This is a genomic window from Segeticoccus sp., assembly GCF_035708005.1.
Window position 1 is genome coordinate 1 of record NZ_DASSTI010000079.1, and the last position, 24,811, is coordinate 24,811.

Annotated in this window: 24 protein-coding genes, 1 tRNA gene and 1 pseudogene; 4 read left to right on the forward strand and 22 right to left on the reverse strand. The window is 72.0% G+C overall.

What is annotated here, in order from left to right; genetic code table 11:
- Positions 1-225: 225 nt before the first annotated feature.
- The 6 genes from VFL99_RS08820 to rsmI all read right to left on the reverse strand — a co-directional run bounded on the left by VFL99_RS08820 (position 226) and on the right by rsmI (position 7,681).
- Positions 226-2,070, reverse strand: a complete 1,845-nt coding sequence (locus VFL99_RS08820; RefSeq protein ID WP_325105973.1) for an ABC-F family ATP-binding cassette domain-containing protein — start codon at positions 2,068-2,070, stop codon at positions 226-228.
- A gap of 2 nt (positions 2,071-2,072) precedes the next feature.
- Positions 2,073-3,014 carry a 4-(cytidine 5'-diphospho)-2-C-methyl-D-erythritol kinase gene (locus VFL99_RS08825; RefSeq protein ID WP_325105974.1) on the reverse strand — a complete coding sequence of 314 codons (942 nt, stop codon included), beginning with the start codon at positions 3,012-3,014 and terminating at the stop codon, positions 2,073-2,075.
- A gap of 52 nt (positions 3,015-3,066) precedes the next feature.
- Entirely contained in the window at positions 3,067-3,948 is an 882-nt protein-coding gene (rsmA, locus tag VFL99_RS08830) for a 16S rRNA (adenine(1518)-N(6)/adenine(1519)-N(6))-dimethyltransferase RsmA (protein WP_325105975.1), read from the reverse strand.
- A gap of 151 nt (positions 3,949-4,099) precedes the next feature.
- A complete protein-coding gene (locus VFL99_RS08835) occupies positions 4,100-4,936 on the reverse strand; it encodes a TatD family hydrolase (protein WP_325105976.1) in 837 nt (278 codons plus the stop codon).
- Between the two features lie 28 nt (positions 4,937-4,964).
- A complete protein-coding gene (metG, locus tag VFL99_RS08840; protein ID WP_325105977.1) occupies positions 4,965-6,806 on the reverse strand; it encodes a methionine--tRNA ligase in 1,842 nt (613 codons plus the stop codon).
- Positions 6,807-6,841: 35 nt separating this feature from the next.
- A complete protein-coding gene (gene rsmI, locus VFL99_RS08845; RefSeq protein WP_325105978.1) occupies positions 6,842-7,681 on the reverse strand; it encodes a 16S rRNA (cytidine(1402)-2'-O)-methyltransferase in 840 nt (279 codons plus the stop codon).
- A 68-nt stretch (positions 7,682-7,749) separates the two neighbouring features.
- On the opposite strand from rsmI, the gene VFL99_RS08850 reads away from it, so the two are divergent.
- Entirely contained in the window at positions 7,750-9,357 is a 1,608-nt protein-coding gene (locus tag VFL99_RS08850; protein WP_325105979.1) for a dolichyl-phosphate-mannose--protein mannosyltransferase, read from the forward strand.
- 22 nt (positions 9,358-9,379) lie between these two features.
- Here VFL99_RS08850 and VFL99_RS08855 read toward each other — a convergent pair whose 3' ends face one another.
- From VFL99_RS08855 to VFL99_RS08880, 6 genes are all read right to left on the reverse strand, one after another.
- Positions 9,380-11,125 carry a PH domain-containing protein gene (locus VFL99_RS08855; protein WP_325105980.1) on the reverse strand — a complete coding sequence of 582 codons (1,746 nt, stop codon included), beginning with the start codon at positions 11,123-11,125 and terminating at the stop codon, positions 9,380-9,382.
- Positions 11,122-11,634: a PH domain-containing protein gene (locus VFL99_RS08860; protein WP_325105981.1), complete on the reverse strand. Its 513-nt coding sequence runs from the start codon at positions 11,632-11,634 to the stop codon at positions 11,122-11,124. Before VFL99_RS08860 ends, VFL99_RS08855 begins: the two co-directional genes overlap by 4 nt.
- Before the next feature lie 19 nt (positions 11,635-11,653).
- Positions 11,654-12,898, reverse strand: coding sequence for a kynureninase (gene kynU, locus VFL99_RS08865; RefSeq protein WP_325105982.1), 1,245 nt, complete (start codon positions 12,896-12,898; stop codon positions 11,654-11,656).
- Positions 12,895-13,761, reverse strand: a complete 867-nt coding sequence (kynA, locus tag VFL99_RS08870; RefSeq protein ID WP_325105983.1) for a tryptophan 2,3-dioxygenase — start codon at positions 13,759-13,761, stop codon at positions 12,895-12,897. Before kynA ends, kynU begins: the two co-directional genes overlap by 4 nt.
- A 97-nt stretch (positions 13,762-13,858) precedes the next feature.
- Positions 13,859-14,899, reverse strand: coding sequence for a hypothetical protein (locus VFL99_RS08875; protein WP_325105984.1), 1,041 nt, complete (start codon positions 14,897-14,899; stop codon positions 13,859-13,861).
- Between the two features lie 146 nt (positions 14,900-15,045).
- Complete coding sequence (locus VFL99_RS08880) at positions 15,046-16,032, reverse strand: LLM class flavin-dependent oxidoreductase (protein ID WP_325105985.1); 987 nt, start codon at positions 16,030-16,032, stop codon at positions 15,046-15,048.
- Between the two features lie 188 nt (positions 16,033-16,220).
- Between VFL99_RS08880 and VFL99_RS08885 the strand changes: the two genes are divergently transcribed.
- On the forward strand, positions 16,221-16,937 hold the full coding sequence (locus tag VFL99_RS08885; RefSeq protein ID WP_325105986.1) for an alpha-ketoglutarate-dependent dioxygenase AlkB family protein: 717 nt from the start codon (positions 16,221-16,223) through the stop codon (positions 16,935-16,937).
- Between the two features lie 39 nt (positions 16,938-16,976).
- Here the strand turns inward: VFL99_RS08885 and VFL99_RS08890 are convergent, their stop codons facing one another.
- From VFL99_RS08890 to VFL99_RS08900, 3 genes are all read right to left on the reverse strand, one after another.
- Positions 16,977-17,867, reverse strand: coding sequence for an MOSC domain-containing protein (locus VFL99_RS08890; protein ID WP_325105987.1), 891 nt, complete (start codon positions 17,865-17,867; stop codon positions 16,977-16,979).
- A gap of 21 nt (positions 17,868-17,888) precedes the next feature.
- The gene (locus tag VFL99_RS08895) at positions 17,889-19,313 is read right to left on the reverse strand and encodes an FAD-binding oxidoreductase (protein WP_325105988.1); all 1,425 of its coding nucleotides are present in this window, start codon (positions 19,311-19,313) and stop codon (positions 17,889-17,891) included.
- 136 nt (positions 19,314-19,449) lie between these two features.
- Positions 19,450-19,839 (reverse strand): DUF2255 family protein, encoded by a 390-nt coding sequence (locus VFL99_RS08900; RefSeq protein ID WP_325105989.1) that lies wholly within the window; start codon positions 19,837-19,839, stop codon positions 19,450-19,452.
- Between the two features lie 277 nt (positions 19,840-20,116).
- Between VFL99_RS08900 and VFL99_RS18345 the strand changes: the two are divergent.
- Positions 20,117-20,353 (forward strand): annotated as a pseudogene (locus tag VFL99_RS18345) (LysE family translocator); the annotation flags it as partial.
- Positions 20,354-20,462: 109 nt separating this feature from the next.
- Here VFL99_RS18345 and VFL99_RS08905 read toward each other — a convergent pair.
- From VFL99_RS08905 to VFL99_RS08920, 4 genes are read right to left on the reverse strand one after another with little or no spacing between them, the layout of a single operon-like run.
- Complete coding sequence (locus tag VFL99_RS08905) at positions 20,463-21,320, reverse strand: aldo/keto reductase (protein WP_325105990.1); 858 nt, start codon at positions 21,318-21,320, stop codon at positions 20,463-20,465.
- Positions 21,317-21,751: a cupin domain-containing protein gene (locus tag VFL99_RS08910; protein WP_325105991.1), complete on the reverse strand. Its 435-nt coding sequence runs from the start codon at positions 21,749-21,751 to the stop codon at positions 21,317-21,319. Before VFL99_RS08910 ends, VFL99_RS08905 begins: the two co-directional genes overlap by 4 nt.
- Before the next feature lie 40 nt (positions 21,752-21,791).
- Complete coding sequence (locus tag VFL99_RS08915) at positions 21,792-21,956, reverse strand: hypothetical protein (RefSeq protein WP_325105992.1); 165 nt, start codon at positions 21,954-21,956, stop codon at positions 21,792-21,794.
- Positions 21,953-22,846, reverse strand: coding sequence for a helix-turn-helix transcriptional regulator (locus VFL99_RS08920; protein ID WP_325105993.1), 894 nt, complete (start codon positions 22,844-22,846; stop codon positions 21,953-21,955). The genes VFL99_RS08915 and VFL99_RS08920 overlap by 4 nt, the downstream gene beginning before the upstream one ends.
- A 196-nt stretch (positions 22,847-23,042) precedes the next feature.
- Here VFL99_RS08920 and VFL99_RS08925 point away from each other — a divergent pair, with 196 nt between their 5' ends.
- Positions 23,043-23,312, forward strand: a complete 270-nt coding sequence (locus VFL99_RS08925) for a carboxymuconolactone decarboxylase family protein (protein ID WP_325105996.1) — start codon at positions 23,043-23,045, stop codon at positions 23,310-23,312.
- A 126-nt stretch (positions 23,313-23,438) separates the two neighbouring features.
- On the opposite strand, the gene VFL99_RS08930 is transcribed toward VFL99_RS08925, so the two are convergent.
- The 3 genes from VFL99_RS08930 to VFL99_RS08940 form a co-directional block, all read right to left on the reverse strand.
- Positions 23,439-23,514: transfer RNA gene (locus VFL99_RS08930), tRNA-Ala, on the reverse strand.
- Positions 23,515-23,585: 71 nt separating this feature from the next.
- A complete protein-coding gene (locus tag VFL99_RS08935; protein ID WP_325105994.1) occupies positions 23,586-24,548 on the reverse strand; it encodes an aldo/keto reductase in 963 nt (320 codons plus the stop codon).
- A gap of 75 nt (positions 24,549-24,623) precedes the next feature.
- A partial coding sequence (locus tag VFL99_RS08940; protein ID WP_325105995.1) for a hypothetical protein occupies positions 24,624-24,811 on the reverse strand: 188 nt, incomplete at its 5' end.

The following is a 24,811-nucleotide window of genomic DNA, read 5'->3' on the forward strand; positions in this document are numbered from 1 at the left end:
GACGCGCAGCATGAACGGCCTCGAGGGCGGGACGCGACAGAGGGCTCGAGGTCACGACGACTGGCACAATCCGGTCCCGGGTTCCTGGCACCGCGCCCCCGTTGCAACCACGGCCCGGCGGCAGAAACCGGCCCCCGAACCACCGACCTGGCACCGAGCCCCCGTTGCAACCACGGCCCGGCGGCAGAAACCGGCCCACCGCCGAGTTCGGAGCCGCCGCGGCGGTCAGCCAACCAGGTCGGCGGCCTCGAGCCACTCGGTCTCGAGCTCTTCGCGCTCGTCGACGACCTCGCGCAGCTGGGCGTTCAACTCGAGCACCCTCTCGTGGTCGGTGGCCGCAGCCGCCATCTGCTCGTGCAGCTTCTGCTCGCGGTGGGCCAGCTTGCCGAGCTGCCGCTCGATGCGGTTCATGTCCTTCTTCGCCGCCCGCACGGCCGCGGCATCGGCACCGGCACCCGCCCCTCCTGCACCCGGCCCTCCGGCACCGGCACCGCCCGCCGGACCCGAACTCCCGCGACGCCCGGATCCAGCGCCCGGCCGGGCCCCCGCCTCGCGGCGCAGCTCGAGGTACTGCTCCACCCCGCCGGGCAGGTCGCGGACCTGGCCGTCCCCGAACAGCGCCACCTGCCGGTCACACATCCGCTCCAACAGGTAGCGGTCGTGCGAGACCACGAGCAGGGTGCCGGCCCACCCGTCGAGGACGTCCTCGAGGGAGGTCAGGGTCTCGATGTCCAGGTCGTTGGTCGGCTCGTCGAGCAGCAGCACGTTGGGCTCGGTCATCAGCAGCCGCAGCACCTGCAGGCGTCGACGCTCGCCGCCGGACAGGTCTCCCACCCGCGTCTGCTGCCGCCCGCCGGTGAAGCCGAGCCGCTGGGCGAGCTGGCTCGCGCTGACCTCCTTGTCCCCCAGCCGCGTGGAGGCGCGGACGTCCGTGATCGCGTCGATCACCCGCCGATCGGCGAACGGCGCCAGCTCGCGCACGTCCTGTGTCAGGTAGCCCATGACGACCGTCTTGCCGACCTTCCGTCGCCCCGCCTCCAGCGCCACGTCACCGTGGACGGCTCCCAGCAGCGTGGACTTGCCGGCGCCGTTGACGCCCACGATCCCGACCCGGTCGCCCGGAGCGAGCCGCCAGGTCACCCGGTCGAGCAGGGTCCGATCGCCCCGCCGCACCGTCGCATCGACCAGGTCGACGACGTCCTTGCCCAGCCGCGTGGTGGCGAAGCGCACCAGCGACACCTCGTCCCGCGGCGCCGGCTCGTCGGCGATGAGGGCGTTGGCCGCGTCGATCCGGAACCGCGGCTTGCTCGTCCGCGCCGGGGCGCCGCGCCGCAGCCACGCCAGCTCCTTGCGCAGCAGGTTGCTGCGCCGCTCCTCGGTGACCGCAGCCACCCGGGCGCGCTCCGCCTTGGCGAGGACGTATGCCGCATAGCCCCCTTCGTAGGAGTGCACTCCACCGCCCTCGACCTCCCAGGTCGAGGTGGCGACCGCGTCGAGGAACCAGCGGTCGTGGGTCACGGCAACGAAGGCCGACTCCGCTCGGGTCCGGCGCTGCACGAGGTGGTCGGCGAGCCAGGCGACCCCCTCGACGTCGAGGTGGTTGGTCGGCTCGTCCAGCAGGAGCAGGTCCGGGTCGGCGACGAGCAGCCGCGCCAGCGCCAGGCGCCGCCGTTCCCCGCCGGACAGCGGGCCCACCAGCGCGCCCCACCCCCCGACCTCCTCCGCGTCGAGCCCGCCGAGCAGCCCGTCGAGCACGTCGCGGATCCGCACGTCTCCGGCCCACTCGTGCTCGGCCAGGTCCCCGATCACGACCTGGCGCACGGTCGCGGACGGGTCGAGCGTGTCCGCCTGGCTGAGCAGACCCACCGTCAGGCCGCCGGTCTGCGTCACCCGTCCGGCGTCGACCTCCTGAGCCCCGGCGAGTACCCGCAGCAGGGTGGACTTGCCGCCGCCGTTGCGGCCGACCACGCCGATGCGGTCGCCCCCGCCGACTCCGAGCGACACCTGGTCGAGCACCCTATTGGTGCCCAGCGCCAGCGACACCCGTTCCGCGGCGACGAGGTTGGGCACCGTCACAGGCTCCGCAGGCTCGGTGAACGCACGACGTGCACGCCGTGCGCCGGTCCGGTGGCGCGCTTCACCTCCGGCGCGGCCCCGCTGGCGGCGAGCGCGACGGACAGGTCGAGCGCTCCCTCCACGTCGGCCGTGAGGAACGCGATCGTGGGGCCCGATCCGGAGACGATGCCGCCCAGCGCCCCGAAGTCCAGGCCGACCTCGAGCAACCCCCGCAGCTCCGGGCGCAGCGAGAACGCGGCGTCCTGCAGGTCGTTCGTCAGCGCGGCTCCCAGCGCTCGCGGGTCCCCTGCCCGCAGCGCGCTCATCAGGTCCTCGGATGGCTCGGGGTCCGGCACGCGACGGCCCGCACGCAACCGGTCGCACTCGGCATACACCTCGGGGGTGGGCAGGCCGCCCTCGCTCAGGGCGAGGACCCACTCGTACCGACCCGGCGCGAGCACCGGCACCAGCTGCTCCCCGCGGCCGGAGCCGATGGCGGTGCCACCGGCGAGGGCGAACGGCACGTCGCTGCCCAGATCCGCGGCGAGCTCCTCCAGCTCCCCCCGGGACAGCCCGACCTCCCAGAGCAGGTCGCACGCCAGCAGGGTGGCGGCGCCGTCCGCGGAGCCACCGGCCATGCCGCCGGCAACCGGGATCTCCTTGTCGATCGTGATGCGGGCCGGACCGCTCGAGGTGGCCTGCTCGGCAATCAGGTGCGCCGCCCGCATCGCCAGGTTGTCCGCGCCGCACGGGACCAGTTCGGCGTACGGCCCGGTGACGACGACCTCCCAGTCGTCGGCGGGTTCGACCGTCACCTCGTCGTGCAGGCCGACCGCGTGGAAGACCGTCGCGAGGTCGTGGTAGCCGTCCGGCCGGCGCGGTCCCACCGTCAGCTCGAGGTTGAGCTTCGCCGGCGCGCGCACCGTCACCGATCGCCCGGACGCCGACGCAGCAGACATGGGCTCACCTTATGGGGCACGCGCCCCGCGTCACATCCTCACCCCGGAACCCCTACGACAGCGCCGCCTTGGCGGCCGCGATGCGGGCAAACTCCCGTATGCCGAGTCGCTCGCCCCGGGTGCCCGGGTCGACTCCAGCGGCGCGGAGCACCTGCTCGGCGTGGGCCGCTGACCCGGCCCAGCCGGCCAGCGCGGCACGGAGCGTCTTGCGGCGCTGGGCAAAGGCCGCATCGACGCAGGCGAACACAGCCGCACGGTCCACCGCGCCGACGACCTCACCGTCGAGGTCCACGGCGGGTGGCGGCCGGCGCACCATCGAGACGAGCCCGGAGTCGACGTTGGGCGCCGGCCAGAAGACGTTGCGGCCCACGGTGCCGGCGAGCCGGACGTCGGCGTACCACGCGGCCTTCACACTGGGCACCCCGTAGACCTTGCTGCCGGGCCGTGCCGCCAGCCGCTCGGCCACCTCGAGCTGGACCATGACGAGGACCTTCTCGATCGTGGGCAGGTGCGCGAGCAGGCCGAGCACCACCGGCACCGCGACGTTGTAGGGCAGGTTGGCCACGAGCGCGGTCGGTTGCGGGTCGGGCAGCGACCGCACGGTCAGCGCATCGGCCCGCAACACGACGAGCCGGTCGGCCAGCTCCGGGACCCGCTCGGCCACGGTCTCGGGGAGGGCGTCGGCGAGCACCGGATCGACCTCGATCGCCACCACCCGGTGGACCCGTGGCAGCAGCGCGAGCGTCAGTGAGCCGAGGCCCGGACCGACCTCGGCGACGACGTCGCCGGGCCCGACGTCGGCCAGCCGCACGATGCGACGCACGGTGTTGGCGTCGATGACGAAGTTCTGCCCCCACTGCTTGGTCGGGCGCACGCCCAGCCGGGCCGCGAGCTCGCGGACCTGCGCCGCCCCGAGCAGCTGCTCTTCGCTCACCGCTGCCGACCTCGGGGCTTTCCCGCCGATCTAGGGAGTTCCCGCTCGGTCTCGGGACTTTGCGCGGCGCAAAGTCCCGAGATCGGCGGGAAAGTCCCTAGATCCGCAATCACGGGCGGGGGCACCACGGGCGGGGGCACCACGGGTGGGGTCACCACGGGCCGTAGAGGCGTTCGGAGTTCTCCGACAGGGCGGTGCACAGCGCGGGCACGTCGACGCCGAGCACCCCGGCCATCGCGCGCACGGTGATCGGGACGAGGTAGGGCGCGTTCGTGGACCCGCGGTAGGGCGCCGGCGTCAGGAACGGCGCGTCCGTCTCGACCAGCACCCGCTCGAGCGGCGTCACGGCGAGCGCGTTACGCAGGCCGGGCGCGTTCTTGAAGGTCACCGTGCCGGCGAACGACAGGTAGTAGCCGCGCTCCACGCACACCCGCGCCATCTCGATGTCGCCGGAAAAGCAGTGCAGGACCGTCTTCTCCGGCGCCCCCTCCTCCGTGAGGATTCGCAGCACGTCGTCGTGGGCGTCCCGGTCGTGGATCTGCAGCGCCCTGCCGGTGCGTTTGGCGAGGTCGATGTGCCACCGGAACGAGTCCTGTTGCGCCGCAACGCCTTCTGGCCCGGTACGGAAGTAGTCCAGCCCGGTCTCGCCGATCACCCGGACGCGCGGGTGCTGGGCCAGCCGCTCGATCTCCGCCCGCGCCTCGGCGACGTCGCCGCGGTCGGCATGCCGGGGCGCCTCGTTCGGGTGCAGCGCGACGCCGCCGAGCAGCGCGGCGTGCTGCTCGACCATGTCGACGGTCTGCCGGGCACTGTCCAACTCGCACCCGATCTGCACCATCCGGTCCACGCCGACCTTGGTGGCCTCGGCGATCGCCGCGGCGAGGTCGGGCGCGGGCTCGTCCCCGCGGCCCATGTCCAGGTGGGTGTGGTTGTCCACCACCGGGATCGGCAGCGGGTCGGGCGCCGGTGGCCGCTCCCCGTGCGTCATCGCGCCGCGCCTCTCGGCCGGGGCGCCGTCACGAGGCGTCGGCCTCGCGGCCGAGCCGGTCGAGCTCCTCGTCGACGATGGCGGCGTCGAGCTTGGTGAACGGCGGGATCGGTTTGGCGACACTCGCCCCGACCGTCACAGGACGCGACGCCCACCGCGGCACACCCGTGTAGTCACCGGTGATGATCGGGTATGCCGTCCCCTCACCGTCCGCGGCATCGGCGCCGGCGACGTCCACCTCCACGTCCTTGACCTCCTCGATCCGCGGCAGCGGGGCGATCTGGCCGGAGCCACCGAACATCGCGTCGACGCGGTTGGCCCCGTGCGGCAGGAACGGGCTGATCATCGTGTTGAGGTCCTGCACCGCCTGGGCGGTGACGTGCAGGATCGTGCCGAGCCGGCCGCGCTCGGACTCCGCCTTGAGCTTGAACGGCGCCTGGTCGGTGACGTACTTGTTCACCTCGCCGACGAGCCGCATCACCTCGGCGAGGGCCGCCTTCTGCCGGTGCCGTTCGACGAGGCCGCCGACCGTGACGAAGCCCTCGCGCACGTGCGCGAGCAGCGCCTCGTCCTCGGCCGTGAACGACTCGGCCGCCGGGATCTCGCCGAAGTTCTTGTGGATCATCGACGCCGTGCGGTTGACCAGGTTGCCCCAGCCGGCGACGAGCTCGCCGTTGGTGCGCCGGACGAACTCGGCCCAGGTGAAGTCGCTGTCCTGGTTCTCCGGGCCGGCGGCGCACAGGAAGTAGCGCAGCGCGTCGGGCTGGTAGCGGGAGAGCACGTCCTTGACGTAGATGACCACGCCGCGGCTGGAGGAGAACTGCTTGCCCTCCATGGTGAGGAACTCGGAGCTGACCACCTCGGTCGGCAGGTTGAGCTCGCCATACTTCCCGGGCTCGCCCCCACGGGAACCCTTGCCGTTGTAGGCCAGCAGCTCGGCCGGCCAGATCTGGGCGTGGAAGACGATGTTGTCCTTGCCCATGAAGTAGTACGACCGCGCGTCTGCCTCGTTCCACCAGGCCCGCCACGCCTCGGGGTCACCCTGGCGGCGCGCCCACTCGATCGCGGCGGACAGGTAGCCGATCACGGCGTCGAACCACACGTACAGCCGCTTGGTCGGCTGGTCGCGCCACCCCTCCAGCGGCACGGGGATCCCCCAGTCGATGTCGCGGGTCATCGCCCGCGGCTTGATCTCCGCAAGGATGTTCTGGCTGAAACGGATGACGTTGGGCCGCCAGTCGCCGGAGGCCTCCCGGTCGTCCAGCCACTCCCCGAGCGCGTCAGCGAGCGCCGGCAGGTCGAGGAAGAAGTGCTGGGTCTCGACGAACTCGGGGACCTCGCCGTTGATCTTGCTGCGCGGGTTGATCAGGTCGGTCGGGTCGAGCTGGTTGCCGCAGTTGTCGCACTGGTCGCCGCGCGCGCTGTCGTAGCCGCAGATCGGGCAGGTGCCCTCGATGTAGCGATCCGGCAGCGTGCGTCCGGTCGACGGCGACACTGCTGCGCGGGTGGTCTGCTCGACCATGTAGCCGTTGCGCCAGACGGTGGTGAACAGCTCCTGCACCACGGCGTAGTGGTTGCGCGTGGTGGTGCGGGTGAACAGGTCGTAGGACAGCCCGAGGTCGACCAGGTCCTGCACGATCAGCCGGTTGTTGCGGTCGGCGAGCTCGCGAGCGCTGACCCCCTCGGCGTCGGCGGCGACGAGGATCGGGGTGCCGTGCTCGTCGGTGCCACTGACCATGAGCACGTCGTGGCCGGCCATGCGCATGTACCTGCTGAACACGTCGGAGGGCACGCCGAAACCGGCCACGTGGCCGATGTGGCGCGGGCCGTTGGCGTACGGCCAGGCGACAGCAGACAGGACATGGGTCATGGGCCAAATCCTACGGGCGCCCCCCGAGCCGCCGGTCAGCCGCGTCGGGCCGCGAGCGCGGCGTCGTAGAGCTCGCGCGCCGACAGCCCCGTGCTCGCGGCCACCTCCTTGGCGACGTCCTTGAGCCGCTCCCCCGCCGCCACCCGCTCCTGTATGACGGCCACGGCCCGACCGGGGTCGCTCACCGTGGGTGCCGCGCCGGCGACGACGACGGTGATCTCGCCGCGCGCGCCCTCGACGGCCCAGGCAGCCAGGTCGGCCAGCTCGCCGCGGCGGACCTCCTCATACGTCTTGGTCAACTCCCGGCAGACGGCCGCGTGCCGGTCCGCGCCGAACGCCTCGGCCATCGCCGTGAGGGTCGCGGCGAGCCGGTGCGGCGCCTCGAAGAAGACCATCGTCCGGCGCTCGGCGGCCAGCTCGGCCAGCGCTCGGGCCCGCTCCCCGGCCTTGCGCGGCAGGAACCCCTCGAAGCAGAACCGGTCCACCGGCAGCCCGGAGACCGCCAGGGCCATGAGCACGGCGCTGGGGCCGGGCACACAGGTAACCGGGGCGTCCGCCGCGATGGCGGCAGTCACCAGGCGGTACCCGGGGTCGGAGACGGACGGCATACCGGCGTCGGTGACCACGACGACCCGGTCGCCGCGCTGCAGCCGCTCGAGCAGCTCGGGGGTGCGGGAGGCCTCGTTGTGCTCGTGGTAGCTCAGCACCGCCCCTCGAGGGTGCACGCCGAGGGCCTGGCACAGCCGGTGGAGGCGGCGGGTGTCCTCGGCGGCGACGACGTCGGCGGAGCCGAGCTCCGCGGCGAGCCGCGGTGCGGCGTCGCGGGGGTCACCGATGGGGGTGGCGGCCAGGACGAGGGTTCCGGGGACGGTCACGGTTCGATCGTCTCAGGAGGTTCGGGCGATACAGTCGCCCCGACTCACCGACCAGCTGGGGGACCTCGATGGCAGCAGGCGCCGCGACGGAGCGGTTGCGCGAGCGACTGCTCGGTCCGCGGCCCTCCCGGCACGAGGTCCTGTGGGCGTGGCTCGGGCCGCTCATCGCGATGGCGGTCGGCGGGTTCCTGCGGTTCTGGCACCTGGGCCGCCCGCACCAGCTGGTCTTCGACGAGACGTACTACGTCAAGCAGGCGTACTCCTTCATCCGCTACGGCGATGCGCGCGCCACGCTCAGCAACCTGAAGACCCCGGACGCGCTGTTCACGCACGGCGACGTGAACGTCTACGGCAACCAGCCGGAGATGCTGATCAACCCCCCGGTCGGCCGGTGGGTGGTCGCCAGCGGCGAGAAGCTGTTCGGCATCGACAGCAGCTTCGGGTGGCGCTTCGGCGTCTGCGTCCTCGGGACCTTGGCGATCCTGCTGGTCGGCCGGGCCGCCTGGCGGCTGTTCGGGTCGGCGACGTTGGCGACGGTGGCCTCGGTCCTCCTCGCGCTCGAGGGCAACGAGTTCGTGCACTCGCGCACGAGCCTGCTGGACACGCCCGTGATGTTCTTCGCGTTGGCCGGCTTCTGCTCGCTGCTCGTGGACCGGCACCGCTCGCGCGAGCTGCTGGCCCAGAAGGTGGGGGCGATCTGGGAGTCCGGTGGCTCACCGCCGACCGGGAGCGGCCGCCGCGCGTACGGCGACCTCCAGCACGGGCCCTGGCTCGGTTGGCGGCCGTGGACCTGGGTGGCCGGGGTGTGCCTGGGCCTGTCGACCGGCTCCAAGTGGTCCGGGGTGTTCTTCCTCGCGGCCTTCGGCCTGATGCGCGTGCTGTGGGACATGGGCGCTCGCCGCACCGTCGGGATCCGGCACTGGTGGCGCGGTGGGCTGGTCAAGGACGGGCTGTTCGCGTTCGTGGCGCTGGTCCCCGTGGCGCTGGCCACCTACCTGGCCAGCTACACCGGTTGGTTCCTGTCCTCGGGCGGCTACGACCGGCAGTGGGCGCAGCAGCACCCGTCTGCCCACGTCGCGTGGGTGCCCGACGCGCTGCGCTCGCTGTGGCAGTACCACGTGGAGGTCTACCGCTTCAACGTCGGCCTGACGACACCGCACACCTACCAGAGCAACCCGTGGTCGTGGATGATCCAGGGCCGGCCCACCTCGTTCTTCTACGAGGGCCCCAAGCTGGGTCACGACGGCTGCATGGTGCAGCAGTGCAGCAAGGCGATCACCAACCTCGGCACCCCCAGCATCTGGTGGGGGGCCACCGCCGGGCTGGCGGTCCTGCTGTTCATGTGGGCGCTGCGCCGGGACTGGCGCGCCGGCGCGATCCTCGCCGGGGTCGCGGCCGGGTGGCTGCCGTGGTTCCACTGGCAGCAGCGGACGATCTTCACCTTCTATGTCGTCGCCTTCGTTCCCTATGTGGTGCTGGTCTGCACGTACTGCCTCGGGCTGGTCATCGGCCCCACGGACGCCACGCCGGAGCGACGACGCTGGGGGATGCTGGCGGCCGGGTCGTTCCTGGTGCTCACGGCCGCGATGTTCGTCTTCTTCTACCCGATCTGGACCGCGCAGGTGATCCCCTTCTCGCACTGGCAGTGGCGGATGTGGTTCCCCAGCTGGGTGTGACCGTGTCGGGACGGCTCTGCGGTCAGCTCCGCCGCGGCAGCTGCCGTCCGCTCCGCCGGCGAGGTTCGCCCGGCGCCTCCACGAGGAAGTCGCGCAGCAGCCCGGGTACGGCATCGTCGGCGAGCGCGAGGGCCCGCTCCGGCGCGAGGTCCATGACCTCGTAGTAGCCGCCGCCGGCGGCCGTGGTGGCGGTCAGCGTCGCGAGCCCGGCGCGCCGTTGGAAGAACGTCTGGCGCAGGTTCCAGCCGATGACGCCGTCGCGCTCCAGTGCCGCACGGCGCCGGACCAGGGAGCCCTCCTGGCGGATGAGGAAGCGGGGAGTGAGCGCGTGCCCGAGGTTCCGGTAGCGGTCCAGCCCGAGCAGTATGCCGAGTGGCAGCAGCACCAGCGCGACGACCGGTGCCCAGCCCGGCACCGGGGCGCCGGCCCCGTGCACGACCGCGAGTGCCACCACCACGAGGGCGGGGAACACCAGCGCCCGGAAGACCCGCCGCTGCCGCGCGGCGTGGCCGTGGCGCAGCAGGGGCTGGGTGAGCGCCTGCCCGTCCTGCAGCACCTGCGCTCCTGTCGCGCGGACCACCTCCGCGGGTGCCGGCGGGCAGAGCAGGGCGGCGTTGTTGTTGCTGCCCTCGCCCCCACGCGAGCGCAACCCGGTGGTGAGGGCCAGCAACCGGCCGCCTCGCGGGATCCGGAGCAGGATCGGCTCCACCACCTCGACCCCGCGCAGCCGGCGCAGCTCGACGCTCGTGGCACGGGTGGTGATGAGCCCGCGGGAGACCTGCAGGGTGCCCCGGCGGTGCCGGGTGAGCCGGAAGCCCCAGAACGACAGGACGTAACCCCCGATGGCCAGCACCGAGGCGCCGATGAGGACGGCGACGAGCACGATGAGCACCGCGACCCACAGGGTCTCGCCGGCCACCTGTTGCCAGAGGGTGCGCGCGTAGCCCCACTTCTCCTGGTCGTTGGTGCCGAGGTCGTCGAGGATCCGGGAGCCGACACCGAGGATGGCCAGGCCCGTGATGAGCCCGGACAACGTGAACGGCGCGAACCGGATCCACCCGGGGTCGAGGGCCAGCAGCACCTCCTCCTCGGGATCGGGTAGCCGCGTGGCCGGCATACCGCTCGGGGCGGGCCACGACAGGCGCCGCGACGGGGGTGGCGTGTCCGCCCCTGTGCCGTGCCCCGCGCTCCGGGGCAGCGCACGGTCTTCGCCGGCACCTACCCCGGTGCCCCGGCCCTCCGACCGGGCGGCGCCTCCGGTGCGGTGCAGCAGCTCGGCGCGCAACCGCGCGGCGTCGTCCGCAGGCAGGGCATCGAGGGTCAGCCGGTCCTTGTCCGAGCCGCTGGCGGTGCCGATCTCGACCTTGGCCAGTCCGAGCAGCCGGTGCATGAGGTTGGCGGTGACATCGACCGTGCGGACGCGGTCGGCAGGCGTGGCGAGCGTCTTCCGGTGGAACAGGCCGGTGGTGAGCTGCACCTGCTCGGGGGTGATCCGGTAGCGCGTGGTGACCCAGCGCATGATGCTCAACCCGACGACCGCGGCGAGGCCCACGAGGCTCCACCACTGGCCCGTCCCGGTCGAGCTGCCGGCGAAGAACAGGCCGATCAGCGCGGGGATGAACCGCCCCACCTCCCGGACCGGGTGGATGAGCAGCATCCGCGCACTGAGCCGGCGCCACTCGGAGTCGGCCTCCGGCAGACCGCTGAGCCGCCCGGCGACGGGAGGCCCGGAGGGAGCGGGCGGAGGCGGCGGCTCGGGGTCGCTCATGTCGCGTCCCCCGGGACCTGCTCGGTGGCGACCGTCAGGTCACGCACGAGCCGCTCGGCGGTCTCGTGGTCGAGTCCGTTGATGTGCAGCGGCCCGGCGGCGGAGGCCGTCGTCACGGTGACGTTGGCGAGCCGGAACAGCTGCTCGAGGGGTCCGCGTTCCATGTCGACGGTCTGGATCCGCGACAGCGGGGCGATCCGCCGCTCCTGGTTGAACCACCCCGACTGGGTGTAGACGGCCGTCGGCGTGGCCTCCCACCGGTGCACCCGGTAGCGCCAGCGCGGCATGACCAGCAGGTGCGCCGCGGCGAGCACGAGCGTCACGACGAGGGCGAGCACCCGCCAGCCGCGCGCGTCCTCGGCGTCGAGCACGAGCCAGACGGCCTGGCCGACGACGAGCACCAGCCAGCCCCACACGGCACGCACCGTCCAGAAGAGGACGGCGCGTGGACTGACGTGATGGGCCGGCTCCCGAAGCTGCAGACCCGCCCCCTGCGTGGTGGACCCCATGGCCCCAGCCTGCCATGGGTCACCGTCGAGCGGACTCCACCAGCACTTCCAGGGCGCGCCAGGTCTCGCCGAAGCTCGTGGAGAGGGGGGCAAGGCCGATGCGGATGCCGTCCGGCTCGCGGAAGTCGGGGATGACACCCCGCTGCCACAGCCGCTGGTTGACGTCGCGGAAGTCCGCGCGACGGACGGTGACGTGCCCGCCCCGGCGGTCATCGGCCCGCGGCGAGGCGACCTCCACGCCGAGCTCCGCCGGCCAGGAGTCGGCGACGTCGATGACGAACCTCGTCAGCTGCACCGACTTGGCGCGGATCGCCTCGATCCCGGCCTCGGCGACCAGCTCGGCGCCGGCGCGCACGGGCACCATCCCGACGATCGGTGGCGTGCCGCTGACGAAGCCGCGGATCCCGGCGGCGGGCGTGTAGCCGGGCCCCATCTCGAACGGGTCCCGGCGCCCCATCCACCCCTGGATCGGCTGGCGCAGCGCGTCCTGCAGGTCGGCGCGCACGTAGCCGAACGCGGGGGCGCCCGGGCCGCCGTTCAGGTACTTGTAGGTGCAGCCGACGGCGAGGTCGACCCCGCACGCGTCGAGCTGCACCGGCACCGCGCCGGCGGAGTGGCAGAGGTCCCACAGCACCAGCGCGCCGGCGTCGTGCGCGACGCGGGTGATGGCCGCCATGTCCGCGAGCCAGGCGGAGCGGTAGGCCACGTGGCTGAGGACGACCAGCGCGGTCTCGGGGCCGACGATCTGCTCGACCTGCTCGACGTGGACGCCCTCGGCGGGGTCGGCCTCGATCCAGCGCAGGGTCAGCCCGCGCTCGTCGGCGATGCCCTCGAGGACGTAGCGGTCGGTGGGGAAGTTGTCGGTGTCCAGGACGATCTCGGTGCGGCGGCCGTGCCGCTGCTGGGCGTCCACCGCGGCTCGGGCGAGCTTGTAGAGCATGACCGTGGTGGAGTCGGCGACCACGGTCTGCCCGGCGGCGGCGCCCAGCGCCGCCGAGGCCAGCAGGTCGCCGGTCTGCTCGGGCCAGCCCATCCACTCGTCCGTCCAGCCCCGGATCAGCCGGGTCCCCCAAGCGCCCGTGACGAACTCGGCCATGCGCTCCTGCACGTCGCGGGTGGGCCGGCCCAGGGAGTTGCCGTCGAGGTAGGCCACCAGCCCGTCCTCCCGCGGCGCCAGGAACCGGTCGCGGAACGGCGCCAGCGGGTCCTGCTCGTCCAGCTCCTCGGCGCGTTGCGCCCAGTCATCACCAGCGCAGGGACTCACGAGGGCGACACCTCCGAGATCTCGCCGCGGACGGCATACAGCTCGGGGAAGAAGGTGAGCTCCAACGCCTTCCGCAGGAACGGCACGCCGCTGGAGCCGCCGGTGCCCGGCTTGGCGCCGATGATCCGCTCGACCGTGCGCAGGTGCCGGAAGCGCCAGAACTGGAAGTTGTCCTCGATGTCGACCAGCTCCTCGCAGGTCTCGTAGACACCCCAGTGCTCGTGGGAGTGCTCGTAGACCTCCTTCAGGACCGGGACCAGGTCGGGGTCGAGGCGGTACGGCTCGGTCCAGTCCCGCTCCAACCGTCCCGGGGGCACGGGGTAACCGCGACGAGCGAGGTAGCGGAGGAACTCGTCATACAGGCTTGGCTCCTCGAGCAGCTGCTGGAGCATCTGCTGGTTGTCCGGGTCGTGGTCGAAGACGGGGATCATGTCGCGCTGCTTGTTGCCCAGGATGAACTCGACCGCGCGGTACTGGTAGGACTGGAAGCCCGAGGACGTGGCCAGGAAGGCGCGGAACTCGGCATACTCGCTCGGCGTGAGCGTGGCCAGGACCGACCACTGTTCCGTGAGCTGGTTCTGGATGTGCTTGACCCGCGCGAGCCGCTTGAGTGCCGGCGCGAGGTCGTCGTCCATGATCAGCTGCCGCGCCGACCGCAGCTCGTGCAGCATCAGCTTCAGCCACAGCTCGGAGGTCTGGTGCTGGATGATGAAGAGCATCTCGTCATGCTGCGGCGGCTGGCTGATCGGGTGCTGGGCGCTGAGGATCTCGTCGAGGTGCAGGTAGTCGCCATAGGACATCGCCGCGTGGAAGTCCCGCCGTATGCCGTCCTCGAGCCTTCTCGTGCCAGCCTCCTGTGTCACGCGCCCTCCTCGACGACGTCAGCGGTGCGAGGTTGTCAGGGTAGCCGCCCTCCACACCCACCCGGTCGGGTCCGGGCGAGGCCGGCGTCCGTCACGGTCAGGCCGTGACCCTGCGCAGCCGGAGTCCCGCGAGCGAGCCGCCGAGCAGGGTGACACCGGCGACGAGCAGAACCCCTGCGGCACCGAGGGATCCGTCGGTCCAGTCGGACAGCACCTCGGGGACACCGAGGGTGGCGCCCAGCACGCCGAGCGCGAGGTAGGGCCAGGACCGGCGCCCCACGTAGGCGACGAAGCCGGCGGCGGCCGCAGCCAGGGTGAGCAGGTAGGAGACCCAGTGGTCGGCGGAGGCCAGGGGCAGCTGGGCCCCGACGAGGACCGCCACGACGCCGAGGGACTGGCCGACCTCCGGCTCCCGCCAGACCGCACGCTCGGCAAGCACCATCCAGAGCACGCCGGCGCCCACGTAGCCGAGCCCGATGGCCAGCTCGTGGCCCTGTCCCAGCCCGGCCAGGACGCTGGGCACCAGCCACGCGAGGCCTGCCGCGATGCCGAGCTGCCCGAGCGCCGACGAGGCCAGGGCGTAGCCGGCGCTGCTGAGGACCAGGAGCGCCAGGCCCACCGCCAGGCCGACGACCCAGTCGGCCGGCTCGACCGGCCGGAGCTCGACCAGCCACTCCCCGACCGACCCGGCACCTGCCACGGCTGCCGCCGTCAGCAGTGCGCTGCCGAGCCGGCGCCGCACCGCCGTGAGCTCGACCCGCCCGCCCAGCGGTGCGCCGCCGACGAGGACCACGACCAGTCCCGCCGCGGCCAGCAGCACCGTCACGACGACCAGGACGCCGACCCGTCCTGCCGGGCCCAGGTGTCCCCACTGGTCCGCGACGAGCAGCGTCGCCGCGGCGAACAGCAGGCAACCGCCGACATATCCGGCGACTTCGGCCAACCGGCGGCGCAGCGGGCCCGCGGCCGACGGCTGCGCCGGCAGGGCACCGGACACGACCTCGAGGGCGCGCTGCTGCCCGCCCGGCACGAGCAGGCCCTCCCCCATCAGCGCAGCGACGACACGGTCGGCCGCGTTCGGGGCACGCCTCGGGGCAGCGCCAGAGTCGGGTTGCTCGGAGTCCGACGTGGATGGCATGGCGACCTCCTGGGACGCGCACGGAAGCGGGTGTGCTGATCGTGCGTGTGCCCGGGCCGCCGCACAAGGGACCTTCTACCCAGGAGCGGCCGGGTCGGCATACTCACTGCTCCTCACCCGCTCGGGTGAGGTGGCGGGCCAGCCGGTCAGCCGGGCAGGTCCATGGCCTTGGCGAGCAGCTCGTAGGACCGCAGCCGCTCCTCGTGGGTCGGCGCGTTGGTCGCGACGATCACCTCGTCGGCGTCGGCGTGCCGGACGAAGTCCTCCACCTGGCCGCGCACCGTCGCGACGGTCCCGACGGCCGAGTAGGTCGCCATCGTCCGCACGTGCTGCCCGGCCGGGGAGGCGAGCACCGCGTCGGCCTCGTCGTCGGTCAGCGGCTGGTCGCGGGCGACGAGCCGGCGCACGTTCGCGCGCAGAACCGCCGTGTGCAGGTCGCGGGCCTGCTCCTCGGTGTCGGCGGCGAAGACGTTCATGCCGGCGATGACGTACGGCTCGGGGTGCTGCTCGGAGGGGCGGTACTCACGCCGGTAGGTCCGCACGGCCTGCTCGAGCGCGGCCGGGGCGAAGTGGGAGGCGAAGGAGTAGGGCAGCCCGAGCGCCGCGGCCAGCTGGGCGCCGAAGAGGGAGGAGCCCAGGATGATGATCGGCACGTTCGTGTCGGCGCCGGGCGTGGCCCGCACCACCTGGCCCTCCTGCACCGGGCCGAGCAGTGCTTGCAGCTCCATGACGTCCTGCGGGAAGTACTCAGCGGCGGTGGGGTCGCGGCGCAGGGCGCGCAGCATGGCCTGGTCCCCGCCGGGCGCCCGGCCGAGGCCCAGGTCGATCCGCCCGGGGTAGAGCGTCTCCAGCGTGCCGAACTGCTCGGCGATCACGAGTGGTGAGTGGTTGGGCAGCATGATCCCGCCGGCGCCGACGCGGATGGTCGAGGTGTGGCCCGCGACGTGCCCGATCAGCACCGCGGTCGCCGAGGAGGCGATGCTCGGCATGTTGTGGTGCTCGGCGAACCAGTGCCGGTGGTAGCCCCACGCCTCCGCGTGCTGCGCGAGCTCGACCGAGGTGTCCAGCGTCTCGCGCACGGAACCGCCCCGGTGCACGGTGGCGAGGTCCAGGATCGAGACGGGGACGGACATGGGACTCCTCGGCAGCGCGGGTTCGGTGGGCTGCTCCGCAGTCAATCACCCGCGAGGTCGCGTCCCCGAAGATGGGTATGCCGGGCACCTCACGTGGGCGTGCCCCCGGCGCGTCTGCAGGGCGAGGGTGTGTGCCAGCCGCCTGTGTGGGCGAGCGCATCTGCAGGGAGAGGAAGGAGCCGAGGACGATGACCGACTCGTGGACCAAGCGCGTGGACTCCGGTCACGGCGACGCCATCACCGAGGGCCTGTTCCCGGTCGGGCTCGTCGGGCGGCCGCGCCGGGAGCTCGGTGCCGGCGCCACGTGGGTGCCGGGATGGCTCACCCTCGAGCAGCAACGCTGGCTCGTCGCCCGCTTCCGCGAGTGGGCAGCCGGGCCCGTGCCGCTGCGAGCAGCGGAGGTGCGCGGTCACCGGATGAGCGTGCAGACCGTGTGCCTCGGATGGCACTGGCGCCCCTACGAATACACCCGTGCCGCGGTGGACGTGAATGGCCAGCCGGTGCTGCCCTTCCCGGACTGGATGGTCCGGCTCGGGCGGGCGGCGCTCGTGGAGGTCACGGGTGACCCCGGCTCGGGTGAGGGGTACACCCCTGACACAGCGCTCGTGAACTACTACGACGACCAGGCCCGAATGGGGATGCACCAGGACAAGGACGAGCGGGCCAGGGAACCAGTGGTGTCCCTGTCGATCGGCGACAGCTGCCTGTTCCGCTTCGGCAACACCCGTAACCGCAAGCAGCCGTACACCGACATCGAGCTCGCCTCCGGCGACCTGTTCGTCTTCGGCGGGGAGTCCCGCCTCGCCTTCCACGGCGTCCCGAAGACCTATCCGGGGACCGCCCCTGGGGACTGCGGCTTGGCGACCGGACGCATCAACATCACCATGCGCGTCACCGGCCTGTGACGTCGGGCGAGAACGGCTTCGCCGCAGGGCCTTTCGACGCTAGTCGAGGGTTTCTATCTCGGTGCCGTTGGTGATCCGTCCGTCGCTGAGCACGTCGGCGCGCAGGCCCCCGCGGTGGATCAGGGCGCGGAGTGCGCCCTTCACCGTGAGGCGCTCCAGGTGGGCGCACGGTTCACACAGGCGCTGCCCGACGCACTCCACCTCGCCGACCCGGAAGCGGCGTCCCACCAACGCATTCAGGTCGATGCCGCGAGTCACCAGGTTGCGGCGGGCCTGGGCGTAGCCCAAGTCGCCCTCGGGAAGGGACAGCGCGTCGAGGACCTCGGCCTCGACGAGCGTGAGGTCGTATCCGCGACGGGTCGGGTCCTTGGGTGTGAAGGTCCCGGCCTTCTTGGCGTAGCGGTCTCCCTCCAGTCCGCGACCGGTCAGGGCCTGCGCCTCACCCACGGTGTACATGTCGGCGGTTGCCTCCCCCGCCAGCGCGATGAGCTCCACCCGGCCGCGCAGCCGCGGACGGTCGGGGCTCCCGCCGGAGGACGCCGGGTCAAGCTGCGCGACGACATACCCCTGCCGCACCGGAAGGTCGCTGGAAGCCCGTCCCAGCAGCGACGGGTCCTGCGGGCTGAGCACGACCCCGGAGGGCGTGCCGAACATGAGGACCGCCGTCCCCTCGTTGGTCGTGGACGCGCTGCCCTCGAGCACGGCCAGCCAGTAGCCCGGCCAGTTGAAGCCCGCCGGCCGGTCGATGGCCACGAGCCCGGCCCCCCGCGCGGCCAGCCAGCTCCGCCACTGCTCCAGGGCCGCCGGCAGCTCTTCCGCCGGCAGAGGTATGCCGGCCACGGGCGTCTCGGTTGCAGCGGCCAGGCAGGCGGCGAAGGACCGCACAAGCACCGGCGCGCCGCCACCGGTGGGGAGTTCGACCTCGATCACCAAGCCATCGTGACACGGCCCTCAGGAGGCAGCGGGCAGCACACCGTGCTCGGGCCGGAACACGTTGGCCGGGTCGAACCGGAGCTTCGCCGCGCGCAAGCGGGCGTACTGTGCCGGCGTCCAGGCGCGGGCGCAGTCCTGCTCGTCACCCGGCGCGCCGTGCAGGTTCAGGAAGGTGCGTCCACTGGTGTGTGGCGCCAGGGCCGCGTGGAGCGCGTCGAGGTCCGCGGGGACGGCGCTCTGGGGCGCCATCAAAACGCCGACACTCATGAGGTGGAACGCCGCGTCCCGCGCGCCGATCGCGTTGTCGTCGCCGCTGTGGGCGGGAGTCACCAGCGCCCCGCCGAGCTGCCGCAGCTCGACGAGCAACAGCGCACTGCCGGAGTCAGGCCCGACCCGGTCCAGCAGTGCCTGCTGCACTTCTGGGGTCAGCTCCTCCACCAACCGCCCTTGCTCCATGAAGGGGATCGGGTGCTCCGGGTCCTGGTGGATGCTGTCCAGCTGCGCGTAGGGCAGCTCCCCCACCATGTCGATGACTGCCGGGGCGCAGGACCGCATCGGTGCGAGGAACGCGTCCACCTCCGCGGCCGGGCCGGGACAGGCGACGCGCAGGTGCATCACGAACCGACCGCGAAGCGGCTCGGGCACGTCAGGCAACGGCGGCAGACGCAGGAACGCCAACGAGGTGCACATGCCGGCCGGCAAGTCTGCTGTCCACCGGGCGTACGCGGCCAGCACAGTGGCCGCGTGCTCGCCCGGGTAGAAGATGCCGCCGCCCACGATGTGGGACAGCTCCAGCAGCTCGAACGTCATCGAGGTGACGACACCAAGGCTCCCGCCGCCCCCGCGCAGGGCCCAGAACAGCTCGGGTTCACGGGTGCGACTGACGGTCCGCAGCTGGCCGTCGGCGGTGACCACGTCGAGGGCGAGCACCCGGTCGGCCGCGAAGCCGAACGCCCGCCCCAACAGGGGAAGCCCGCCGCCCAGCGTGTAGCCGACCACGCTGACGTCGGAGGTGGACCCGCACAGTCCGCCCAGCCCGTGGGGACCCGCCGCGTCCATGACCGCCCGCCACCGAGCACCGGCACCGACCGTCGCGGTCCGGGCCCGGGGATCGATCGTGACCGCGTCCATCGCGCTGGTGTTCACCAGGACACCCTCGGTGAAGCTGCGATGCCGGTTGTGCCCGGTCGCTTCGACGGCCACCGGGAGTCCCTGCGCGGCGGCGTATCGCACCGCCGACACCACGTCCTCCGCGCTGGTCGCGACCACCGCCACCGGGGGCCGGTGGGCGACGGCCAAGTTGAAGCCGGCTACCGCGTCGGGGTAACCGGCGTCGTCCGGGCGAAGCGCCCCGGATGGCAGATCACGCGCGTCGTGCGACGGAGCCGGCGACTCGTCACGTGCCCGTGCGGAGGTGACGACGGAGGTGGACTGGAGTTCCATGGCTGCCTTCCTGAGCTGGGACGCCCGACGCGGGCGTCTTGCGCTCTAGGAGGGCCACCATGACATGGGTGATACGCGACGTCCGCGGAATCACCCGAAGTGGTGAGAAAATCGCCCGCGCAGTGCCGCCCGCGAATCAGGTCGCCGGCACTGCACCGAGGCGAAGGGTCGTGGCGGCGACGTCGTCCGTCACCATGGCCGCCGTCGGACCCGGCGAGCTGGCCTCATACTTGGCGCGGTAAGCGTGGGAGATGCGTTGATTCAGCTCGGGGTCGGTGACCGGTTCCACGGTGACGGGGAACGTCGACCCACCGCTGCCGATGGTGGCGCGCCCGCCCCGCGCCGCGTGGCGGTACCAGTCACCGCGCTCACCGCGGAACGACCGAACGTACGCCTCACCGTCGACGACCACCACCCAGATCGGGCGACTGGAGGTCGATCCGTCCCGGCGGGGCGTGTGCATGTCGATTTCGAGGTTGCGGTCGAGCGCGCCGAGGGTGGCTTCGTCAAATGGGGACTCGGGCATAACCCACCTCCTGCGAGCCATGAGCTAATCGACTGTAGCCACCCCACCCGGCTGCACGCGCTCCCCCCTGGTGGCACCAGGTGCTCAGGCAGTCGCCACTGCTGCGGTGCTCAGTCGCTGCCGAGCGGTTGGGCGACGTCCTCGGACGGGTGCCGGCAGACGACACGAGGGCGTCCGCGAGGAGGGAGGCGAACCCGGAGCGCGAACACCAGCCCAGAACGAAGGCGTCCGATGCCCCAGCTGCCCGCCACGCCGGTGTTGCCTCCGACCTGATTCGGTGGCGACACTCGCTGCCGCACCGGCCGCCCTGGACGCCGTCCGTTGGGCGGGCGCAGCCGCCCTCGTCTACCTGGCCATCACGACCTGGCGGCACAGTCGCCAACCACTCGGCACGCCACCGTCGCAGCCGTTCGCGCTGCAGCGGTCGCTGCCGCGGACCTACGTGAGGGCGGTCCTGACCGACTTGGCCAACCCCAAGGTCATCCTGTTCCACCTGGCGTTCGTGCCGCAGTTCATCGCCCCGGGTGGCGACCGGCCCGTCGCATCCCAAGTAGGGCGCAGACCCGCCGGACAGGCCGCCTTCGACGCGCGCGCTGCGTGCGTCGGGGCTTGCTTCCCCTCGATCACCTGCCGCTGTAGACCGGGAACGCGCTGGACTCGCCGTAGTCCTGGGCGTGCAGGTCGCGCAACGCGGCCATGTCCGCCTCGGAGATCTCGAAGTCGACCTGCGCGTTGGAGCGCATGTGCGCTGGGTTGGCGGTCTTCGGCAGCGAGACGGTGCCCAGCTGCAGGGTGTAGCGGATGCACAGCTGCGGCACGGACACGCCATACTTCTCGGCCATCGCGGCGACGTCGGCGTTCTGGAGGATCTCTCCGTGCGCGATCGGCGAGTAGGCCTCGACGAGGATCTGCTTGCCCTCGCAGTACGACAGCAGCTCGCTCGGAGTGTTCCCCGCGTGGACGAGCAGCTGGTTCACGTGCGGGACGACGGTCGCGGTCTCAAGCAGACTGTCCAGGTCCTCCTGCAGGAAGTTCGACACCCCGATGGCGCGGATCTGGCCTGCCTGGTGCGCTTCCTCCAGGGCCCGCCAAGCCTGCCGGTTACCGTCTGAATAGTCGCCCCCGCGGAAGTCGTCCCACGGCTGCGGGCTGTGGATCAGCATCAGATCGATGTGGTCCAGCCCGAGCGTGGCCAGCGATCCGTCGATCGCGGCGACCGCGCCCTCGTAGTCCTTGATCTCGGCGGCGAGCTTGGTGGACACGAACAGCTCGTCCCGGGCGACGTCGGAATTCCGGACGCCGTCGCCGACGCCGCGCTCGTTGCCGTAGGCCTGGGCGGTGTCGATGTTCCGGTAGCCGATCTCGATCGCCACGCGCACGGCTTCGGCGGCCTTGTCGTCGTCGATGAACCAGGTGCCGAGTCCCAGCTTGGGGATCTCGACGCGGTTGGACAGCGTGTACGTCTCGTTCAGGACGGTCATGCGTTCTCTCCGTTCTGCGGAAGCTGGCCGTACGCCTCGTCGGTGACCGGCTCCAGCCACTCGTTGCGGACGTCTTCGCCCGGGGTGATGAAGGCGAGGTGGGAGAACCACGAGTCGGCCTTCGCCCCGTGCCAGTGCCTGGTCCCGGCGGGGACGCGGACGACCGATCCGGGCTCCATGCTGACGGGGTCCTCGCCGTCTGCCTGGTACCAGCCCGATCCGGCGGTGCACATGAGGATCTGGTCGCCTCCGCCGGCGGTGCCGTGGTGGATGTGCCAGTTGTTGCGGCAGCCCGGCTCGAAGGACACGTTGCTGACCGGCACGCTGCCGTCGGTCAGGGGGGCAAGGTAGCTCTGCCCGGTGAAGTACTGGGCGTAGGCGTCGTTGGGCTCCCCGAGCGGGAAGACCTGGTCGAACTGGGTGTCGGTCATGATGTTTCTCCTTTCGTTCTGTGCTCTGCAGACGGACCCGTCACCAGGCAGAGTCCTTCGGCCTGCCGGCGAGGACGCATCCCGAGGGCAGGTGGACGGCGTGCGCGGAACGGATCGTGGCGGACGAGGTCTCGGACAGGCCGACGCTCTTGCCGATCGCGGAGACCTGCCATCCCGGTCCGAGGGTTCTGGTGTGCATGGTCATCTGTCCTGAAGTGTGGTCGGGTGCCCGTCGATGGGCGCCGCGGCGGGCGCCGTCGCGGCGAGGCTGGCCAGCAGCTTCAGCCGCTCCTCGCTGGGCGAGCCGGGCTCGGCGGTGTAGATGAGGAAGGACAGGCCCGGCTCCGCGGTCAGCTCCAGGCCCTCGTAGGTCAGGGTCAGGTCGCCGACCTCGTGGTGGTGGAACTCCTTGGTCCCCGAGCCGTGGCGGCGCACGTTGTGCGCGCCCCACCGGGTGCGGAACGCATCGGAGCAGGTGGACAGCTCGCCGATCAGGTCGTGCAGCTGCTTGTCGCGTGGGTCCCGCCCTGCTTCGGTGCGCAGGATCGACACGGTGATGTCGGCGGCGGCCTCCCAGGCGGGGTAGAACGACGTGGCTCGCTCGTCGAGGAAGCAGAACCGGGCCAGGTTCCCCTTCCCCGGGCCGTCGAACACCTCGTCGTAGAAGGCGCGGCCCAGGGCGTTCGTGGCCAGGACGTCCATCCGGCCGTTGCGCACGAACGCCGGCCCGTAGGCGATAACGTCCAGCGCACGGATCAGGCTTTCCCGAGCGACCCACTTCTTCGGACTGCGCTTGCGCACGGGCTGGGCCGCGCCGTTGGCCGTCCGGGCCAGGTCGAACAGGTGCTCGCGCTCGGCGTCGTCCAGCTGCAGCGCCCGGGCCACGGACTCCAGGACGGCGTCGGAGACACCGGTCAGGTTCCCGCGCTCGATCTTGGCGTAGTACTCCGGGCTCACGTCCGCGAGCAACGCCACCTCGCCGCGTCTCAGCCCCGCGACGCGACGGTGCCCCGAGACCGCCAGCCCGGCCTGCTCGGGGGTGATGTTCGCCCGACGGGACATGAGGAACTGGCGTGCTTCGTCCCTGTTGTCCATGCCTGCAACGGTATTTCCGCCAGCGCCCCGGTGGGAGTCTCCGTCGGTACACCCTTCGCTGGAGACTCCCTCCGCGATCGCCGCAGCGATGCAATGGCACCGGCAGATCAACCATGACGAAGGAGAGATCGTGAACGAGTCGCAGAGCACTGGCTGGACCGGTGGGAAGAACGCCTTCGGCGACTTCGCCCCCGGGATGGTCCACTACACCGACAGGGTTCTCTTCGACGAGGTCTGGGAACGCGAGGGGCTCTCCAAGCGCGACAGGAGTCTGGTCACCGTCGCCGCACTCACCGCGCTGGGAAAGGTGGATCAGCTCCAGTTCCACCTCGGCTACGCCCGCCAGAACGGCCTCACCGACGACGAGCTCAAGGAGGCGCTGCTGCACCTGGCCTTCTATTCCGGCTGGCCCAACGGCATGGGCGCCACGAGCGTGCTCAAGAGCATCCTCGAGAAGGACGACTGATGGCCGTCGGGAGCGGGCTGCCCTCGGGGGTGCGCCGGGGTGCGCGTGAGGGCGCGGGGGGTGAATCACCATGAGGAAACCCCGCCCCGATCTCCAGCGTTTGTGCTGGTCGGGCGGGGTTACCGGTGGTGGAGCTGAGGGGATTCGAACCCCTGACCTTCTCATTGCGAACGAGACGCGCTACCAACTGCGCCACAGCCCCGTGGTGCGCAGACAAGATAGCACCGCCGCGGCCCTGCGCCGAAACTCGGGGCCCGACACGGCCCGGTGCGGTCAGGCGGTCCCGGTGACCTCGTCGAGGGCCACCAGGTCGGCGGCCTCCGGCTCCCACAGGCCCGCCTCGACGTTGGTGCGCAGCTGCTCGCCGGAGGTGACGCCGGCGATCACCGAGGCCACCGCCGGTTGGGCGGCCAGGCCACCCAGGGCGACGTGCAGCATCGACAGGTCGCGTTCCTTGGCGAACGACTCCAGGGCCTCGATCCGGTCCCAGTCCGCCTCCTGCAGCCACTGGGCGCGCTCCGGCTCCCTGGCCGCTCGCGACCCTGCCGGAGCGTCCGCGCCCCGCCGGTACTTGCCGGTCAGCAGCCCGTGCTCGAGCGGGAAGAACGGCAGTATGCCGGCCCCCACCTGCTCGCACGCCGGCACCAGCTCGGCCTCTACCGAGCGGTCGAGCAGGGAGTACTGGTTCTGGGCGCTGATGAACCGCTCGTAGCCGGCGGTGCGTGCGGTCCAGTCGGCATCGACCAGCTGCCACGCCGCGAAGTTGGAGCACCCAACGTAGCGGACCTTACCCTCGCGGACCAGCTCCGACAGCGCCGCCAGCGTCTCGTCCAAGGGGGTGATCTCGTCCGGCCGGTGCAGCTGGTAGAGGTCGATGTGGTCGGTCTGGAGGCGGCGCAGGCTGGCCTCGGCCGCTCGGCGGATGTAGCGCCGCGAGCCGCGGACGCCGTGGTCGGCGCCGTTCGCGCCGCGCATGTCCATGCCGAACTTGGTCGCGAGCACGATCTCCCCGCGGTGCGCGCCCAGCACCTCCCCCAACATCTCCTCGCTGGCACCGGGCTGGACCCCGTAGATGTCGGCGGTGTCAAAGAGGGTGACGCCGGTGTCGAGTGCCGCGGCGAGGATCTCCCGGCAGCCGTCGCGGTCGACGCGCCGGCTGAACGCGTTGCACCCGACGCCGACCGTGCTCACCATGAGCCCGGAGTCGCCCAGCGGACGGTAGGTCATCTCGGTCATGGGCTCCATCCTCGGGTCATGCCGACGGGCCTGCAGGTCCGGTGTCCTGCAGGCCCGTGGAGGTTGACGTCTGGGTCAGACCGCCTGGTAGACCGGCGGCAGGTCCTCGAGTTCCTCGTCGAGGGCGTAGCCGTCGAACGGCAGGTCGCGCGTCGGGACGCCGCTGTAGTCGACCGCCGCCGGCCCCTCGGCGGCCGCAGGATTCGCGAGCTGCTCGTCATACACCTCGTCGTCGAGGTGCGGGGCATCCACCGTCTGCGTCG